Below are 18,096 nucleotides of genomic sequence, written 5' to 3'. Positions count from 1 at the left end.
TCCTGAGATATGGAATACAAATCATCCGAAGTTAAAGCGGGCTTGTTCATCTTCATCAGCATTCTTGCGCTCATCGCCATGATCTTTGCGCTGGGCAACCTGCAGGACATGTTTCATGAAAAGAAAACCCTGCGCATTCGCTTCCCCTTCACCGGCGGGCTGGCGCTCGGCGCCCCGGTGCGCTATTCCGGTCTGGACGTGGGCAAGGTCGTCGATATCGACCTGTTCAACACCGCCGATGAAAAAGGCGAGGACCGGGTCATGGTGGTGGCGGAGATCGACCCCAAAATCATCATCAAGAAAAATTCCACCGCCTCGATCAAGACTTCCGGCCTGATGGGCGGCATGTACATCGACATCCGTTCGGGAACCAGAAGTTCTCCGCCGCTGAGCGACAAGGAATACCTCAACGGCGTCGAATCTTTCGAGTTCACAAAGATCGGCGATATGATGGGCGACGTGGTTCTGCAGGTCGCTCGCTTCATCGAGATCACCGACGCGCTTGCCAGCGATTCGCGCAAGACGCTGGAGGCCGTGCAGAAATCCGTGGACAGCGTCAATCAAGTGGTGCGCGAAAACCGTCCGGCGATTCGTAGCAGTCTGCAAAACATTTCGCGGGCCTCCGACGACCTGTCACGTCTGCTCACCAACAACGAAAAAGATATACAGCACATCATCACCGAAATGGCTTCGGCTTCGACCGGCGCCAAACAAATTCTGTCCGACAATGGCAAGAATCTGGAAGCCATCATCAAGCAAACGCTGGAGCTGACCCGCGAAATGCAGGTCTTTCTGGCTGACAATCGACCCGGCGTGACCCGGCTCATCCGCACCATGGAAACCGACACGCATGAGATCAGCATGAACATCAGTTCGGCCACGGCGAGTCTGGAAGAAACCCTTCAGCAAAGCAATCACGTGGTGGTGGAGAATCGACGCAACCTGAAAGAGCTGTTGAATAATCTGCGGGCCACATCGGTGAACATGAAAGAGCTGACGGACGAATTGCAACGCAATCCCTGGAAACTGGTGCGCAAGGGCGACGAAGCGCCGCCCAAGGCCGCGCCTTACGTTCCGCCGGTTACCGGACAGAAAGAACTTCGCATGCGTCGACTGGATAAAACGCCTGCAAATTGATCCGCATCCACGGACGAATGATTTTGTAATATGATGAAACAAAAGTTTTCAAATTACATGCTTTGCGCAGGACTGGCGCTGACGCTGAACGCCTGCGTCGTTGTGCCCGCGCCCATCGAAAGCCATTACAACCGCGGCGTGCAATTGTACGACGAGCAAAAATACACCGACGCCATCGCCGAATACCAACTTGCGCTGAAGGACGACCCCGAAAATTACTTCGCGCAATACAACCTCGCCGTCGCTTATCAGGATGCGGGTAAACCCGAGGCCGCGCTGGAACAGTATCGGAACATTCTCGCTAAAGGCGAAGACGCCAATTCGCGCATCAACATCGCCGGAATCCTCTATGCGCGCGGAGACGTCGACGGTGCCTTCAAGGAACTGGAAACCGCCGCTGACAGCAATCCGCACAATCCCAACCCGCTCGGCATTTGGGGCGATTACCTGACGCGCGAGAACAAACTCAAAGAGGCTGAAGAAAAATTCAAGGCCGCCTTGCAACGGGAACCCAACCATGCCTGGAACTGGAACCGGCTGGGACTCCTGCATGCGCGCAACGCCAACCACGACGACGCCTATGCCGCCCTGCTCAAATCCGTGGAGCTGGACCCGCAGGAACCGGCGTTTCTGGAATCTCTGGCGCTCGAATACGAACGCCGCGATGAACTCATGGAAGCGATCAATTTGCTCGAAGCCGCTTCGGCCTTGCAACCGGATCGCAAGGATATGTATATTCGCCTCGGCGATTTATACAAAAAAACTCAGATGTATCAGGAAGCGTTGACCCGCTACTGGACCGCGCTTTCAATCAACGACGACGAACCTCAGGTGCATCGAAGTCTGCTTGAGATTTACCAGCGGCTGGCTGAAAATGAAAAACAGCAAGTGGAGCAAATTGAACGTCAGGGCACTCTGGCCCAGAAAAATCCCTGACGCCAGCGTTGACAAGTCCCCCATCCATCTTCCGTGATCTCATGAAGACCCCGCGCTTTTTCCTGGCGATCGGCTTCGCATCGACCCTGCTGTATCTCGCCGTCTGGTATCTTTCCCTGCAATTCAATTGGGGCGAGGGTTATGCCGATCGACCCATCCTCGCTTACCTTGCGATTTATTTCACGCTGTTCGCGCTCTACGCCGCCGCCTGTCTGCGTCTGCGCGAAGAGGCGGGCAACGCGCGCATGCTGGGCCTCATCATCGCTTTCGGTCTGATCTTTCGCGCCGCGATTTTTCCCGCCCAGCAGATTCAGGAGGACGACGTCTATCGCTATCTCTGGGACGGCAAGGTCTTCGCCAATCAGATCAACCCTTTCAAGTTTTCGCCTGAAGATATCAGCTACGCGACTGAGTTTCGCATCCGTCACCCCATCGCCTTCCGCAACACTTACGACGAAACGAGCCGCAAGGAGCTGGAGTTTCTCAACACTCTGCGCTGGTCGAACGAAACCGCGCTGATTTACTTTGATCGCATCAACCATCCCGATGTGCCGACGATTTACCCGCCGCTGGCGCAATTCGTTTTCAGCGGCGTCGCCATGCTGAAAGAAGATTCTATCTATCTTCTGCGCGGCGCCTTTCTGATCTTCGATCTCATGGCCCTGTTCTTCATCATCCGCACCCTGCAGGCGCTGGGACGCAACGTCAACTGGTGCGCCGTCTATTTCTGGTGCCCTCTGGTGATTAAAGAAACCTTCAATTCGACGCATCTCGACATCATCGGCATCGCCTTTCTCTGCGGCTCGGTTTATTTTTTCATCGCCCGGCGCGCATACTCATCCATCGCCTTTCTCAGTCTCAGCGTACTCGGCAAACTTTACCCGGTGATCTTACTGCCGCTTTACCTCAAACGATTCGCATGGAGCGAGACGGTCGACTGGAAACGCGTTATCGGTCTCACAAGTCTGTTCGGCTTCATCGTCCTGCTCGGCTATCTGCCCTTCATGGACATTGGCATGAAGATGTTCACCGGCTTGAACACCTTCACCGCCTACTGGCAAAACAACGACAGCATCTTCGCGCTGATCGCATGGTTTTACAGCGACGCAATCCAACTCGACCCGAAGCTCCTGCTCTTCGAAAAATACCGACTCCCGGAATTCGCCGCCAAGCTCACCGTCGCCATCCTTCTGCTATCGGCCGTTGGATATTATTTTTTCAAAAGGGGAAAAACCTCGACCGAAGCGAGCCTGCAATCCCTGTTCGTTATCATGGCGCTGGTGTTCCTTTTGAGTCCGGTGCAAAACCCCTGGTACCTGTGCTGGTCGGTTCCTTTCCTGTGCTTTTATCCCTTGCGTTCGGGACTCCTTCTCACCGGTCTGGTCGGTTTTTATTATCTGGATTTTTATTTCGACTATCAGAATCTCGACGCCTATGTCGCCTGGATTCCCTGGTTCGAGTACCTGCCCTTTTATTGCGTTCTCATTTGGGAATGGCGCCAGAGACAGAAGACAGGCCTCAAGGGCGATTTGCAATAAAGTTGTTTTTGCCTGCAAGCCTTGTTAAATTAATGACCTGTTTTTGTCACTACTGACCTTCAATAGATAAATTTAGACATGGCAAGCGTATCAGTAGCTCAAGTCCGCGAAATGTTGCGCGGCGAGCGTCCACATATGGTGGGCAAGGATTTTTCCGGCCTCGACCTCGATGGATTTGATTTCAGCGGAATGACCCTGCACCGCATGAATTTCAAGGACACTTCCCTGGTCAACGCAAAATTCAATAAAGCCTTTTTGTCGGAGACCTGTTTCGACCGGGCCGACATGACCGGCGCCGATCTTTCCGAATCGAATTTGAAAAACGCCCAGCTCAACCGGACTTGCCTGAGGAACGCCAATCTCAGCAAGGCGAATTTGACCGGCGCCAGCCTCTACGACGCGGACCTTAAAAAAGCCAGCCTGTCCTTCGCCAATCTGAAGCAGGCAAATTTGGGCGCCGCCGAACTGGGAGCGGCTTCTTTTTTTGGAGCCGATCTCACCGGAGCCGATTTCACTGCGGCCAATACCCTGGGCGCCAGTTTCAACAAAGCCCGACTCGACAAGGTCAAGGGCCTCCGAAAATAATCGGCAGGAAGCGAGCTATCATTTAAAGTTCACGATCTTCCGTATTTGATTTTGTAACAACGCCCCCTTAACGACGGCAGAGAAAATTTCTCCGCCCATGCAGGATTCCCCCGTGATCCGCGCTCTCAGCATTCTACTCGCCCTCACGCTCATCGTTTTCCTTCAAATCGTTCAACACGATTTTGTCGGCTGGGACGATCCCGTCTATGTTTATGGAAATATTTTCGTCGCGCAGGGTCTGACCTGGGAAGGTTTCAGCTGGGGCTGGAACGCCTTCGAGCAGGGCAACTGGCACCCGCTGACCTGGTGGTCGCATATGCTGGACACGCAATTATTCGGCTTGGAACCCGGCGCGACGCACGCCGTCAACCTGGCCCTGCATTCGTTCAACTGTTCGTTGCTCTTCCTGTTTTTCTATTCCGCCACGCGCCGCTTTTACGAAAGCCTCGGTGTCGCCATACTATTCGCCGTCCACCCCATGCATGTGGAATCCGTCGCCTGGGCTTCGGAGCGCAAAGATTTATTGAGTTCCTTTTTCTGGATACTCGCCATGATCGCCCATGCGCGATACGCCCGTCAGCCGAACAGAGGGATGCAAGCCGTCGTCTTTTTTTGCATGACGCTTGGCTTGATGGCCAAAGCGACCTTGATCGCTCTTCCTTTGATCTTATTGATTCTCGACTTCTGGCCCCTGAACCGTTACCCGGACAGATCGTGGAAGTCGCCGGAGATGCGCCGTTTCTTTCTCAAATGTCTCGTAGAAAAAATTCCTCTCTTCATTCTTTCGATCATCGGCTCCGCGCTCGCCATGTACGCCCAGAGCCATGCCGGAGCGGTGACCGATCTGCCCCTGGTCGGTCGCCTCGCGCATGTGCTTCTCAACTACGCCGACTATATTGAAAAGTTTTTCTGGCCCCTGCAACTCGCCCCGCTCTATCCCTTTCGGGCCGGATACTCGGCGCCGCTGGCCCTGCTTGCGCTCGCCGCTTTGACCGCGATCACCTTCGCCGCATTTCGTTATGCCCGCGCATTTCCCTGGGCACTGGCGGGATGGCTCTGGTTTCTGATCGCCCTGCTTCCCGTCGTCGGTCTGGTGAAAATCGGCGCTCACTCCATCGCCGACCGTTACAGCTACCTCGCCTATATCGGCCTGTCCATCCCCTTGTGCTGGTCGCTCGGTCGTCTGGCGGAACTCGAAGCGCGATCTAAAAAATGGATCGCCGCGTTCAGTCTCTCGATCCTCCTGTGCCTGACGCTGATGGCGCAGAAGCAGGCGAGCTATTGGAAGAACAGCGAAAGCCTGTTTCAAAGAGCCCTGGCGGTCACTCAGAACAATTATCTGATGCACGACTATCTCGGCGTCGCCTATTTCCGCGAAGAACGCTTTGAGGAAGCGGGCGAACAGTTTCGCGAATCGGTGCGCATCAACCCCTATTACGCCAAAGGACGCCTGAGTCTGGGCGGCTATTACTACACTGTGGGGGAGTGGGAACTCGCTGAGAAAGAGTTTCAAGCCGCTCTCGATCTCAACCCCTCTCTCGAACAGGCCCGTGAGTATAGGGAACGCGCCAGAATGGAACAGATACAGGAATTGCCGGAAGTTCGCTGAAATAATGGTCAAAGGCCTTGACTTCCCCTGCCCCTGTTTTCATAATGCTCTATTCATTAAATTTTCGTCGTTGTCATGCAATTGCAGATGCGACGCAAACAGGGAATTCGCTGAGACATTGTATTTTCCAGATTCCAGACGACCGGAACATTGCGGAATACCATCATATTTCTAGGGAGATGAAGGAATGAAAATCGCTTTAACGGGAATCACCGGCATGGTGGGTTCACATCTGATCAAGCAGTTGACGGAAGGCGAAGGGGAACCCCACGAAATCCGCGCTCTCATCCGCGAGGAAAGCCTGCTCGACCATTTGAAACCTTATGAAGATGTGGACTACGTCATCGGCGGGCTGGAAGATCGCGAATCGCTCACCAAACTGGTCGACGGCGTCGATGCGCTGATCCATCTGGCGCATTTCCCCGGTCCGGTGCAAACGGCGGACGAGCTGGTGCGCGTCAACGTCAACGGCAGTTTTGATCTGCTCGAAGAGGCCAAACGTGCGCGCGTGCGACAGGTTGTCTTCATGAGCGCTTGCGCCGTCTTCGGCGATATTCTGCCGACGGTCAGCGAAGAGAACCCGCTGGACGAGACCCATCCGGTCCGACCTGCATCGCTTTACGGCTCCATCAAATCATCCATCGAATCCTTTTGCTTCCATTATTACCGAAGCCGCGCGTTCGACATCAATATCCTGCGTCCGGTAACGGTCTACGGGGTGCGCCCACAAATCGACAAGTCGGAATGGTTCCAGACCGTGGATTATCTGGCGACGAACTACAACGTGGATTTGAAAGGAAGCACCAAATACGTATCCGTCGACTCGGTCTGCCAGGCGATCTGCAAGGTTTTGGGCAACCCCGAAGCCTCGGGCAAGATCTACCACCTCATTGACGGTCATATCCAGAACATGGAATTGGGCGAAATGATCGTGGAGATTGTCGATTCCTTCGGCGAGATCGAGGGCATTCGCGGCGAGGCGGGCGTGCCGATGAGTTCTCAGGCCGCCAAGGATCTGGGTGTCGAGTTCCAGGGTAAGGAAGGCATCAAAGAATACATCAAGCTGATCTTTGACCTGCAGTCCAAGTATGGCGGAGACCGCAACGTTCAGAACTGGTAACGTCAGGGATTCAGTATTCCTGCTGAAAATGAAAAAGCCCCCGCCAATCGGCGGGGGCTTTTCTGCTTCGGCGCTCTTCAGGCCGATATATCTATCAATCCGCCATTGCCGCCCTGTTCACTGGATACCGAACTTTCATCGGAGGGCGCGCTCGCCGTTGGGTTGACCGGAGGAATCGGACTGGTCTCCGCTTCCCGGTTGCCGCCGCTTGTTTCGCTGACGTTAGAGTTCAGACTTTTGGCTTCGCCGCTTTCCACTTTCGCCGCATCAGCGCTGGTTCGCGAAAACGACGCGGAATTTCCCAAACTATTGATTTCCATAACAAACCCCTTTCATTGGATTGAATGACAGAACCGGCTCCCGCCTACAATCTATCGATAAAATTCCGCATCGCGTCTTTAAGACGCACCACTTCTTCAGCTGGAATTTGACGGACCAACTTCTGTGTCTTGCCGTCGATGATTTTTAAAACGACCTGATTGTCATCCGTGACTGAAAGTTTCCTCTCCACCGAAGAGGGGGTGTTCGAACTGCCTGATTCGGTGTTTACCGCTTCTTTTGAACCTTGTTTCCCAGCCCTGTTAACTTCCGATTGGGTCAACGCATTTTTTGCTTCTTTAGACAAAGATACTGAGTCTTCCACTTCGGAAGTTTGGACATTCACCGCAGGAGCCTTTGCCGGAGCGGGCTTTGCAGTGGACGAACTGAGCCGAGGCGCCTCTACAGGCGCGTTTCCAGTTGTTTTTGTTACTTCAATGTCCATGATCTCCCTCGATTGCCTAAGTTATTAATAAACCTGTCGGCGAACCAAGCGATTCTATGGCGCTTTTATTGCCGATCTGATTTTTAGGCACTTTATGCTTCCTTCTTAACGGTGAGCCCCGGCAAAACTTTAGGAAATAAAAAATATTTTTTTACAAAAATCCACTTCCCCAAATCCCCCTGTTTTTCCGGTAACTACAAGAAAATCAACTTTTTTGCAGATTAAAAGTTTGAATTGGCCCAGGGGAACCGGTAAGATGGATAATTTTTTAATCTGAAAAAGCAACCTTGCAGACGCACTACGGCGTTTCTTGATCAAACAAGCGTCGTCTGCGCCGGATACCTATAAATGAAAGATTTTGCGAAAATTCTGGCCTTCGCCAAACCCTATAAAAAAATCATCGCCTTTGCGTTTTTCTGTCTGACCTTGACCTCGGCGATCAATCTGCTACTCCCCTTGATCGTCAAAAACATGATCAACGCCGTGCTTGTTCTGAAAGACTCCGAGGTCCTGAACACGCTGACTTTTCAGCTGGGCGCCATCATTCTTCTGCAGGCGGCTTTTTCTGTAACGCATAACTATATATTCGGCTTTGTCGGTCAACGCATCACCGCCGATTTTCGCATCAAGTTTTTCTCGCATCTGCAAACGCTGTCCCTGCGATTTTTTCAATCGCGCCGGGTCGGAGAAATCCTTTCCCGAATGAGCGGCGACATCACCACCATCGAAAACGCGCTCGTCGCGATTCCCGTCGCCGTACTGCGCCAGACCATCACCCTGTTCGGCGCATTGATTATCATTCTCTATCTGAACTGGAAACTGACCGGCCTGATCCTGCTCGTATTACCGCCTTTGATGATTGGCGCGCGCATCTTTGGACGTCGTCTGCGCGGACTCGCCGCTGGCGTGCAGGACCAAATGGCGAAAGCCTCTGTTGTCCTCGAAGAGACCATGTCTTCCATTAAAGTGGTGAAATCCTACGGTCGCGAGCCTTACGAAAACCAGCGCTTCCAAAAAGAGATCAACGACGGTTTCGATATTTCACTGGGCAAACTGAAAATATCCGCTTCTTTCGGTCCCATCATCCTGTGCATGACTTTTCTTTTGTCCGCCCTGCTCATCTGGTACGGAGGAACGCAGGTCATGCAAGGCGCCACCACGCCCGGCGAACTCGCCGCGTTTTTTCTTTATGCGCTGGTGATCGCCGGTCCCATCGGCACCTTCGTTCGCATCTACACGCAATCGCAGGAAGCCCTCGGCGCGGTGCGTCGCGTTTATGAAATCTTCGATTCTGAAACGGAAGTCCGCAATTGCGAGAATCCGATTACGCCCGCCGTGGTCCACGGCGGCCTTCAATTTGAAAACGTTCAATTCGGTTACGATAAAGACGCTCCCATCCTCAAAGGCGTCGACTTCGATATAAAGCCGGGGCAAAACGTGGCCCTGGTTGGCCCCAGCGGCGCCGGGAAAACCACCATCGTGCAACTCCTGCTCCGGTTTTTTGACCCGGACAGCGGCGCAGTAAAACTCGATGGAACCGACATCAAACAAATCGATCTTAAATTTTTTCTCGATCAGTTCGCTCTGGTTCCGCAGGAGACGCATCTGTTCGGCGGCACCATTCGCGAAAATATTCTCTATGGCAAACTGGACGCGACAGAAGAGGAATTGATCCACGCCGCGAAACAAGCGAACGCGCATGATTTCATCATGAATCTCGAAGACGGCTACGATCACCTCGTTGGCGAAAAAGGCGTGAAACTCTCCGGCGGAGAACGCCAACGCATCTCCATCGCCCGCGCCTTTTTGAAGAATCCAAAAATTCTGGTGCTCGACGAAGCAACTTCTTCCCTCGACAACCAGTCCGAAGCCTTGATCAAGGAAGCTCTCGAAACGCTGACAGCGGGACGAACCACCGTCGTCATCGCGCATCGCCTGAGCGCCGTCCACCACGCCGACAAGATCGTCGTGATCGACAAGGGCCATGTGGTCGAAGTCGGCAACCATCAGTCCCTGATGGCGAACGAAAATCTCTACTACCACCTCTACGCCACCAAACAACTGGAAGCGGATATCGCGGAATAAAGACGTAGGCGCAACGCATCCTCCCCACGTTTCGAATACGGTTAGAAAGTAGCGACGTTCAGCGCCGCCGATCCCCTTGCCAACACAACTGATTTAGCGCATCATGAAAACGCTTCCCGGCCTGCCGGGAACTTGCTTTCCACCACAAACTTTATTAAAAAAATGTCGCCCATAAAATTCAGTTTCTGCGTCCATAATCATCAGCCGGTCGGCAATTTCGATCATGTCTTCGAAGCCTGCTTTCGCAACGCCTATGAACCTTATTTTCAGATATTGAAAACCTTTCCAGCGCTGAAAACAGCGGCGCATTTTTCCGGCCCTCTGCTGGAATGGATACAAAAAAACCAACCCGACTTTCTCGACCTCCTGCGCGAACTGGTTCAGGCCGGGCGACTGGAATTGCTCGGGGGCGGTTTTTACGAACCGATCCTTTCCATCCTTCCGACCCGCGACGCCGTCGGCCAATTGCAAATGATGAATGATTTTCTCGAACGGAACATCGGCGCAAAACCGCGCGGGGCATGGCTGACGGAACGCATCTGGGAACCGGAGATTCCCGAAATCCTGTCGGCGGCGGGTCTGGAATACACGGTTGTGGACGACGCGCATTTTCATTACGCCGGACTGGAAGAGGGAAGTCTCGACGGTTACTACATCACCGAGCATAAGGGCGTCGCTCTCAAGGTCTTCCCGATTCAGAAATATCTTCGCTACGCCATCCCCTTCAAACAGCCGGAAGAAACCCTGGCGCTGTTTCGCGAAGCTGTAGAGCGCGGTAAAACGGCGCTGGTCTATGCCGACGATGGAGAAAAATTTGGCGTCTGGCCGGAGACTTATCAATGGGTCTACGAAGAAGAATGGCTCAAGCGTTTCTTTACGGCTCTCGAAGACAATCAGGACTGGTTGCAGACCGCGACCTTCTCCGAACGCCTCGACGCCGGCCCGCCGACCGACCGGGTCTATCTTCCTCCGGCCTCTTACGATGAAATGATGGAATGGGCCTTGCCCGTATCTGCGAGCCAGCGATTGCATGCGGTTAAAGAAGATTTGCAGGGTCGCACCGACGACTCCTGCTCCGCCGCCCTGCCTTTCCTGCGCGGCGGTATCTGGAATAATTTTTTGACCAAATACGACGAGAGCAATCTCCTGCACAAAAAAATCCTCTACGTCAGTCAACGCGTCGCCGCGCTTCCGGCGGACGCTCCGGAAAAAGCTGAGGCCCTGCGCGAACTGTATCAGGGTCAATGCAATTGCGCCTTGTGGCACGGACTGTTTGGCGGTTTGTACCTGAACTATCTGCGCCACGCTCTTTACCGGCATTTGATCGCGGCGGAGACCCTCGTCGATCAGGTTATGGGCGAAGGACCCGCTCTGGAAACTAGGGATTATGATCTGGACGGGCGAGCGGAAATTCTCATGCGCCAGCAGTCCCTGAGCGCTTACTTCTCTCCGACTTACGGCGGCGCCTTGTTTGAACTGGATCACCGCAAGGGCTGTTTTAATTTGTCTGATGTTTTGCGTCGTCGACCCGAAAGCTATCATCATGCTATTGCCAAGATCGGGCATGACAGCTCCGACGCCGACGCCACGCCTCAATCCATTCACGACCGCGTGCGATGCAAGGAAGATAATCTGCAAGACAAGCTGATCTATGATCCCTGGCGACGCTATTCGTTTCTCGACCGATTCCTTGATCCCACAGTCGACCTTGAAAACTTCAAGACCTGTCGCTATGAAGAGCTGGGCGATTTTGCAGGGCGTCCTTATACGATTCAGCCCAAAAAACCAAACGCCCTGTCTCTGCAACTGGAACGAACGGCTCGCCTGAGTCTGCCTCAGGGCAAGCAAACACAGGTCGTCTTGCAGAAAACTTTTTTTGTTCCGAACGAAGGCGCCTTCCTCTCTGCGCATTATCTGCTGAGCAATGACGGCGACGAGAAGATTGATTTGCGCTGGGGCGTGGAATTGAATCTGACCTTGCTGGCGGGAGACGCGCCGGACCGATACTACGTCTGCCCCGGACGACGCTTGCAGGATGCGCGACTGATAAGCTCAGAGGATTTAAAGGACGTGGAATCCTTCGGCATGCGCGACGACTGGTCGGGCTTTCAGGTGAATCTGGCGCTGGGTTCGCCCGCGCGGCTGTGGCGCTACCCTGTGGAGACCGTGTCGCAGTCTGAAGACGGTTTTGAAAGTTCCTATCAAGGCTCCTGCCTGTTCGCAAGCTGGCCGCTTCTACTGGCGCCGGGGGACAGCGCCTATTTTTCTATCGAACTGTCGATCAGCGAATAAGGCCCTGACAGGCCCTTTCAAATTGAGTCGTTCTGCTCAATCGCAATGGAAAGATTGTCGGCGTTGATCTTTTTTGTAAAGCCCCGTTTGCTCTTGGAAAATTATTCGCGCTACCCAGCTATAATGGGAAAACTATCGGCGTTGATTTTTTTTGTAAAGCCCCGTTTGCTCTTAGAAAATTATTCGCCGAGGCCGACCACGATGGAGCGATTGCCGTAGGAAAAAATCGCCCGGCTCGGTTCGATGCTCTCCAACACCGCACCCTGCACCGTATCGCCCAGGCGCAATTTTTTATTGCTGTCCTGTTGCGTCGACACAAAGATATGATTGGCGCGATTGCCCGCGCTGAAGAAGATGATACCCTTGATCTTGAGACCGCTGATGCTTCCAGCGCTCGGCGCGCCAGCAGCAGAAGGCGTTTGCTGAGTCGCCTGAGTTGGAGCGGGGCTTGCCGGGCGCCGCGCTTCCGGCCTGGGCGCTGGATTCAAATGAGCCTGAATCTCTTTTGCCGGAGCCGGGTCTGGCGCGGCCCGGTCTGGCGCGGTCGGTTCCGGCACAGCCGGTTTTTTTGAAATCGGTTTGGGTCGCGGAGCCTCTGATTGCGCCGGGGGCGCAGTCGAAAATGCATCATCTTCGCGCTCCTGAAATCGCGAATCTTCGGGTATATCCGAGAGAGAAAAGCCCGGCTGGAACACCTGAGGAGCTGAGGTCAGGGAAGTTTTCTGCGCCGCCGGACGGTCGATGGGCGCGGGGTCGCGCAGATCCGGCGCTTCTGAGGAACCTTGCGTAAAAAGGTAAATGATGCTGGCGCCCATCAAGGCGCCGCACACGCCGAGACCCGCGAAATAACAGGCCTTCTTCAATTCCTTTTCCTGCATGCGCAGGTAAGACGGACCTTCGCTATGAATGACCATCTCCTTCAGGTCCAGATCCTTTTGCAACTCGCTCTTGTCTTTTTCGAGTTTCTTCAGCGTTTTCAGGATGGTGCTCATGACAGCCCTCAGCCCTGATCGGTCCGGTCCAGACCGGGCGCGCCTTGCGGGATCAACTTCGGCGTCGGGTAGATATCGAGAAGATTGTAGAGCGCCATTTTGCTTTCGTCGTCAAAACGTCCGTCGTCCGGGATCTGATTCTTGCGCTGGAATTCCATCACCGCGTTGATCGTCTTGGGTCCGTAGGTCAAGGCCTCGCGTCCTTTGAACAATCCGAGCAATCTTAAATTCTTTTGCAACCAGATGGACTCTTTGCCGCGAAAGCCGGAAGCGAAATCTTCCGGAAGCGTTTCAAAATCTTTCCACAGAATGATCGCCTTGCGCGTCCACATTGAATCGAGCAGAGATAAGGGAATCTCCATCTGGTCGACGGAACCGAAAACGCCGCGGTCGCCTTGCAGAGACATCAGCGCCAGATACTTGGTGCCTTGCGCATTGGGCAGGGCCAGTTCAATGATCGCCGGATAATTCAGAGACGCCAGTTTTTCGAAATTGGCGGTCAGCGCGTAGGATCGCAATCCGTATTCGTCGCGCGCCCGTTCAAGAGCCGAATCGCCAAACGCGGAAAAAGTGTCGGCGTCGATCTCCCAGGTTTTCACCATCCACTTGACCGCTTCCATTTTGCTTTCGCCGAGGGACAGACTGGAAAGATAGGTCACCAGCTTGTCCTCCTGCGTGATGTATAAAGGTCCGGCGCTGGGAATACGACGCGCCTGCAAAGCAGTCGGCTCCGGCGTTTCATCGCTGGAGTCGTTGGCGAGCGCAGGCGTTTGCGTCTGCGGCGCGGCTACAGGAATGCGAGACTGCACAGGACTTTTCAACGGCAGGGGATTTTGCGCGACGATTTTTTTCAGGTCGGCGTCTTCCGGTGTTTGATTGAAATCGGGCAAGACAAAATAATGCAGTCCCATCGCCAGCGCCGCAAAGCCCAGTCCGATCGGCGCCAGGGTCCGCCAGAAAAAATCGCTTTTCGTCGTCAGCGGTTTGAGGTTGCCGATGTCCTTGATCGCCATCTTCACCACTTTGGGCGTGATGGTCTTGGTGTTCAGCGTGTAGGCGATGAGAAGCGCGCGGTCGGCGATAACGTTGATCATGCGCGGGATGCCGTGCGAGTAACGGAAAATCCATTCCGCCGCCGGACGAAGGAATTTGACCTTGCCCTTGCCCAGCGCGACGTTGAGGCGGTGGTGAATATAGCCGCGCGTCTCTTCAAGATTCAGGGGAAGCAATTCCCAGCTGATGGTGATGCGTTGGCGCAACTGCCGCAAACGATCTTCCGCCAGCAAGTCATCCAGCTCCGGTTGCCCGATCAATACGATTTGAATGAGTTTTTCCGTCTCCGTTTCCAGATTGGATAGCAGACGCAATTGCTCCAGCACATCCGCCTGCAAGTCCTGGGCTTCGTCGATGATGACCACAACGCGATGACCCTTTTCGCGCTCCGCAAACAAAAAGCGATTGAGGGTATCGATCAACTGCTTGCGACTCGTGCTTTCCGAGGGCAGACCCAGTTCGGCGTTGATAGATTGCAATAACTCCAGTTGGTTGATGCAGGGATTGAAAATATAAGCGATGCTGAAATCGGCGTACAGCTCCTTGAGGAAACTGCGGCAAATGGTAGTCTTGCCCGTGCCCACCTCGCCGATGATTTTCAGGAAGCCGTTGTTCTCCTGCAGACCATAAACCAGATGCGCCAGCACTTCCTTATGCTTCGGGCTGAGGTAGAGGTATTTCGGGTCGGGAGTCAGATCGAACGGCTTTTCTGAAAAGCCGTAATAATCCTCGTAAACGTTCAAAGGCTTGCGCTCATCGCTCCGACTGTTACGCGATTGATTGAGAGTCGTTCGCGCCTGCTTGACCGCTTCATCGATGCCGCCGCCCTCATCTTCTCTCAACAAATTGTAAGCCTTGCGCTTCCTCTCATCGGAGAGAATGTCGAAAGCCTCCTGCAAGAGCGCGATTTTTTCCTTGAGCGCAGGAGCGCCCTCAGCTTCGCCGCCTTCTCCCGTATCCAATCGCTTGATGAGCCGGGAATAAGCGATACTGATCTGCTTTTGCGTGGCATTGGGCGCAACGTTCAGAATTTCGTAGAGGTCGGGATGGCGAGCGAGAGTCTTCATAACTTATTGTAAAATCAATGATTATTTGATCTATTCAGGACATGTAAAATAACGCCTTAATATACAAATATTTAGCCATAAAGTAAATAAAAATCAACTAGTTACGAGGCTATTTTTAGTCTGCCCGGCTTATGCTATGATTGCGCAAACAGATTTTTTCAGGATAGACGAGATGAGTGTTCGACCGGAAAATTCAGCGCCCTGCCCCATTTGCAAAAAGGAATACGCCGCCAAGGACAGCGCCTTTTTTCCATTTTGTAGCGAGCGTTGCAAGCTGATTGATCTGGGAAAATGGATCGACGGAGACTATCGCATCGCGGGAGGAACCGCCACGGACTGGGATGTGGAAGCCGGAGAGAAAGATGAGCTGTGAGGGACGTATTCGTCTATAGCAGATGTTGAATTGAGACGGGAAGCGTTCATCTGGTAATATTTATAATTACAAACGCTATGTATCGGCATTCCAAGCAGTACTGAAATCCAACTCTTGGATCAATTGAAAGTTATTAATACACCGAACACCCAAAGTATCACACACGTCGGGTATCTTTTTATTCACCCCTTTTCGTTTTGGTTTGGATACTTCAGTGGTAACAATACAACGGTTATTACTATCTTTAAGGGCATAAGAGATGAGAAAAGGATCACGCCCGAGTTTCTCTATTTCATCATCACCAGGATTTGGAAAGTATCCCCCATAAACAACGCGAGAAACAAGGTCTGGTTCTGACTCTTCGTTAAATAGTAGCGCCTTTTTTACTTCAGTTATTCCTGCCCATTGGGCAAGATCGTCCTTTTGTCCTTCTCTTGTCTCTGTATCTTTGAATTCTTCATAAATCTCGATTGGAATCTTTATTCGAAATCGTTGTCCTTGATACACTAGCCAATCCCAAAATTCTGGCACCCGTTTCACAGGATAATATTGGTTTTTTGCATCAATCAATGTGTTTGCATCTAGCAGATATAGCAATGACTATCCCCTATACTGCCCTACCAGAATGGAAGAGTTTGTGAACTTTTATTGGTCTGACTCCTAGCAACAACCCGGCCTTCGTTGTCGTAAGAGCTCCGGAAAGCATCATACGCTCAGCAATTCGAACCAAAGCATTACCTAGTTTTTTTCTTTGCAAAACAAAATAGCTTGGCCCACCTTTTTGCTGCTTATTGCGTTTTCTTTCTTTTGTTTTTAAATCACGCCAATATGCTTCATAAAATTTAGATAACTCAGTCCATAGTCTTTGGTTAATGTAACTCTTTCTCAGCAGACGATACGAAACAAGACTACTGCTGATATTACGTTCTTTAGAAAAAGAAGAAATTTGCTGAGTCAATTTTTCAAAATCTAAAATATCTGGTTTAAAATCATTTAATTCATCAGAGGGAAGTAAAATCTCGCTGGCAACATCATTGCAAAATTGCTCTACCATGTTTTCAGAAAAGGAACCGCTCACACCAGTCTGACCTAACAATAAATGAGCAATCTCATGCAGAAGAGTGAAAGACCAAGCCGATTTTGAATCTTGATCATTAATTACAATAAAAGGAGCAATTTTATCAGCAAGAACAAAGCCTCTAAATATCTCGGTATCTATATTAGAATGGTGGGATCCGAGATTCCCTGCCAGTAGAACAAATATACCTATCTCCTCAGCAATATTTCGGAGATATTTAAATGCATCGTCAGGATCCCTATTACCTCGAAATTCTCCTAAGTTAAAGTTTAATGTTTGCCTAATCATATTCGCAATGTTGGAAATCCCCTGCTGACGATTAGTACAACCAATAAATGGAAGAGCTTCGGCTTCGTCCTCCTCTATGAGAATTTCTCGTAACACACTTTGCCGCGCCTTAATATCTCTGATTAAAACATCCACCAATACATTCTCTTCTTGTTTATAACCTTCACGAAGAGTTCGAAAGTCTTCACCCCGATCTCCCTTTCTAGGCGGTTTTTCTAAATAAAATGCTAAAAGAGGTTTTCTATATTGCTTGGACATTTTTACCAGCAGGGAACGAGACGGCTCTTTCCCGCTCTCATACTCTAGCAACTTTTCAACACCTGTAGCCGCACTGGTGTCTTTAAGTTGTAGTTTTTTAGCTGCCTCCTCGACAGTGAGCCCACTGGTTTCCCGTGCCCATATTAATATTTCCTGATTTATTTTTGGCATTTTAATATTCTTTGAGATTAAATCGGCAATCCCATTATTCATTTACTTTTTTGGACAGTTTAATTCAAACGAGCAGATCAATAATCCATTCACCGGGCCCCGGTTGTTTAAGACACATACCCCTCTAATAATATCAAAATATTATCCGTATCACCCTAGAATTCATTATTCAACGGTATTATCGAACCGTTAAATTACCAGACTACAGCAAGTTTCTAAGATGTCGGAACGTATGGGGATTGATAGTGAATGAGAGGGGTTTCTAGCGCTCAACTTCTCTTTGCTATGCACCCATCCAGAGCGCAATCGAAACGTTTCGGCTTTTATCCTGCGGGCGATGCCCGCATGAGTCAGATTAATTTTATTTGTGGGTCCAGATTATGATTCAACGATATCTGGTTTCAGACTCAGTACGAAGGAGACGACCTCATCACATTCTTGCGCTGGAACCTTTAAGTTCTTCATCGTCTCTCCGGCGTGCTCTAGGAATAGGGCCCAATCATTTTCGCTGATTTTCATCCCTTTATGCGTTGTCTTCATATCCCGGCCCGTGTAATACATGGGTCCGCCGGTCACTGCACATAAATAATCGATCAGTAATTGTTTTTCCCTGGCGATGCCATCGTCCCCGCGATTTTGCCAAAAGCGGCCTAATTGAGCGTCTGTTTGCAAACGTGGGAGCAAATCATTTGCAAAAACAGTGAGACCATCGTAACCCCCAAGGCGTTCGTAAAGCGATTTCTGATTCACT

16 protein-coding genes are annotated in these 18,096 nt (G+C 51.8%); 9 read left to right on the top strand and 7 right to left on the bottom strand.

What is annotated here, in order from left to right; all coding sequences use genetic code 11:
• The first annotated feature begins 9 nt into the window (after positions 1-9).
• The 6 genes from G3M78_04665 to G3M78_04640 all read left to right on the top strand — a co-directional run bounded on the left by G3M78_04665 (position 10) and on the right by G3M78_04640 (position 6,925).
• Positions 10-1,137 (top strand): MCE family protein, encoded by a 1,128-nt coding sequence (locus G3M78_04665; GenBank protein ID QPJ64719.1) that lies wholly within the window; start codon positions 10-12, stop codon positions 1,135-1,137.
• Positions 1,138-1,167: 30 nt separating this feature from the next.
• On the top strand, positions 1,168-2,073 hold the full coding sequence (locus G3M78_04660) for a tetratricopeptide repeat protein (protein ID QPJ64718.1): 906 nt from the start codon (positions 1,168-1,170) through the stop codon (positions 2,071-2,073).
• A gap of 41 nt (positions 2,074-2,114) precedes the next feature.
• Entirely contained in the window at positions 2,115-3,611 is a 1,497-nt protein-coding gene (locus G3M78_04655; GenBank protein QPJ64717.1) for a hypothetical protein, read from the top strand.
• A 78-nt stretch (positions 3,612-3,689) separates the two neighbouring features.
• Complete coding sequence (locus tag G3M78_04650; protein QPJ64716.1) at positions 3,690-4,196, top strand: pentapeptide repeat-containing protein; 507 nt, start codon at positions 3,690-3,692, stop codon at positions 4,194-4,196.
• Positions 4,197-4,293: 97 nt separating this feature from the next.
• Positions 4,294-5,805 (top strand): tetratricopeptide repeat protein, encoded by a 1,512-nt coding sequence (locus G3M78_04645; GenBank protein QPJ64715.1) that lies wholly within the window; start codon positions 4,294-4,296, stop codon positions 5,803-5,805.
• A 187-nt stretch (positions 5,806-5,992) separates the two neighbouring features.
• Positions 5,993-6,925 (top strand): NAD(P)-dependent oxidoreductase, encoded by a 933-nt coding sequence (locus G3M78_04640; protein ID QPJ64714.1) that lies wholly within the window; start codon positions 5,993-5,995, stop codon positions 6,923-6,925.
• Between the two features lie 77 nt (positions 6,926-7,002).
• Here G3M78_04640 and G3M78_04635 read toward each other — a convergent pair whose 3' ends face one another.
• Entirely contained in the window at positions 7,003-7,245 is a 243-nt protein-coding gene (locus G3M78_04635) for a hypothetical protein (GenBank protein ID QPJ64713.1), read from the bottom strand.
• Between the two features lie 44 nt (positions 7,246-7,289).
• Positions 7,290-7,688 carry a flagellar protein FlaG gene (locus tag G3M78_04630; protein QPJ64712.1) on the bottom strand — a complete coding sequence of 133 codons (399 nt, stop codon included), beginning with the start codon at positions 7,686-7,688 and terminating at the stop codon, positions 7,290-7,292.
• 348 nt (positions 7,689-8,036) lie between these two features.
• Here G3M78_04630 and G3M78_04625 point away from each other — a divergent pair, with 348 nt between their 5' ends.
• Both G3M78_04625 and G3M78_04620 read left to right on the top strand, forming a co-directional pair.
• Positions 8,037-9,773: an ABC transporter ATP-binding protein gene (locus G3M78_04625; GenBank protein QPJ64711.1), complete on the top strand. Its 1,737-nt coding sequence runs from the start codon at positions 8,037-8,039 to the stop codon at positions 9,771-9,773.
• A 162-nt stretch (positions 9,774-9,935) separates the two neighbouring features.
• Positions 9,936-12,065, top strand: a complete 2,130-nt coding sequence (locus G3M78_04620) for a DUF1926 domain-containing protein (protein ID QPJ64710.1) — start codon at positions 9,936-9,938, stop codon at positions 12,063-12,065.
• 179 nt (positions 12,066-12,244) lie between these two features.
• On the opposite strand, the gene G3M78_04615 is transcribed toward G3M78_04620, so the two are convergent.
• Together G3M78_04615 and G3M78_04610 are read right to left on the bottom strand one after the other, a co-directional pair.
• Entirely contained in the window at positions 12,245-13,057 is an 813-nt protein-coding gene (locus G3M78_04615) for a hypothetical protein (GenBank protein ID QPJ64709.1), read from the bottom strand.
• An 8-nt stretch (positions 13,058-13,065) separates the two neighbouring features.
• A complete protein-coding gene (locus tag G3M78_04610; protein ID QPJ64708.1) occupies positions 13,066-15,177 on the bottom strand; it encodes an AAA family ATPase in 2,112 nt (703 codons plus the stop codon).
• A 172-nt stretch (positions 15,178-15,349) separates the two neighbouring features.
• Between G3M78_04610 and G3M78_04605 the strand changes: the two genes are divergently transcribed.
• The gene (locus G3M78_04605) at positions 15,350-15,550 is read left to right on the top strand and encodes a DNA gyrase inhibitor YacG (GenBank protein ID QPJ64707.1); all 201 of its coding nucleotides are present in this window, start codon (positions 15,350-15,352) and stop codon (positions 15,548-15,550) included.
• A 75-nt stretch (positions 15,551-15,625) separates the two neighbouring features.
• On the opposite strand, the gene G3M78_04600 is transcribed toward G3M78_04605, so the two are convergent.
• The 3 genes from G3M78_04600 to G3M78_04590 form a co-directional block, all read right to left on the bottom strand.
• The gene (locus G3M78_04600) at positions 15,626-16,147 is read right to left on the bottom strand and encodes a DUF4411 family protein (GenBank protein QPJ64706.1); all 522 of its coding nucleotides are present in this window, start codon (positions 16,145-16,147) and stop codon (positions 15,626-15,628) included.
• A gap of 10 nt (positions 16,148-16,157) precedes the next feature.
• Positions 16,158-17,345, bottom strand: a complete 1,188-nt coding sequence (locus G3M78_04595; GenBank protein QPJ66765.1) for an ImmA/IrrE family metallo-endopeptidase — start codon at positions 17,343-17,345, stop codon at positions 16,158-16,160.
• A gap of 378 nt (positions 17,346-17,723) precedes the next feature.
• The gene (locus G3M78_04590; GenBank protein ID QPJ64705.1) at positions 17,724-18,095 is read right to left on the bottom strand and encodes a group 1 truncated hemoglobin; all 372 of its coding nucleotides are present in this window, start codon (positions 18,093-18,095) and stop codon (positions 17,724-17,726) included.
• Between the last annotated feature and the right edge of the window lies 1 nt (position 18,096).

Source organism: Candidatus Nitrohelix vancouverensis, assembly GCA_015698305.1.
In the GTDB taxonomy this organism is placed as follows: Bacteria; Nitrospinota; Nitrospinia; order Nitrospinales; family VA-1; genus Nitrohelix; species Nitrohelix vancouverensis.
This window is presented reverse-complemented; position numbering and strand designations above follow the sequence as displayed.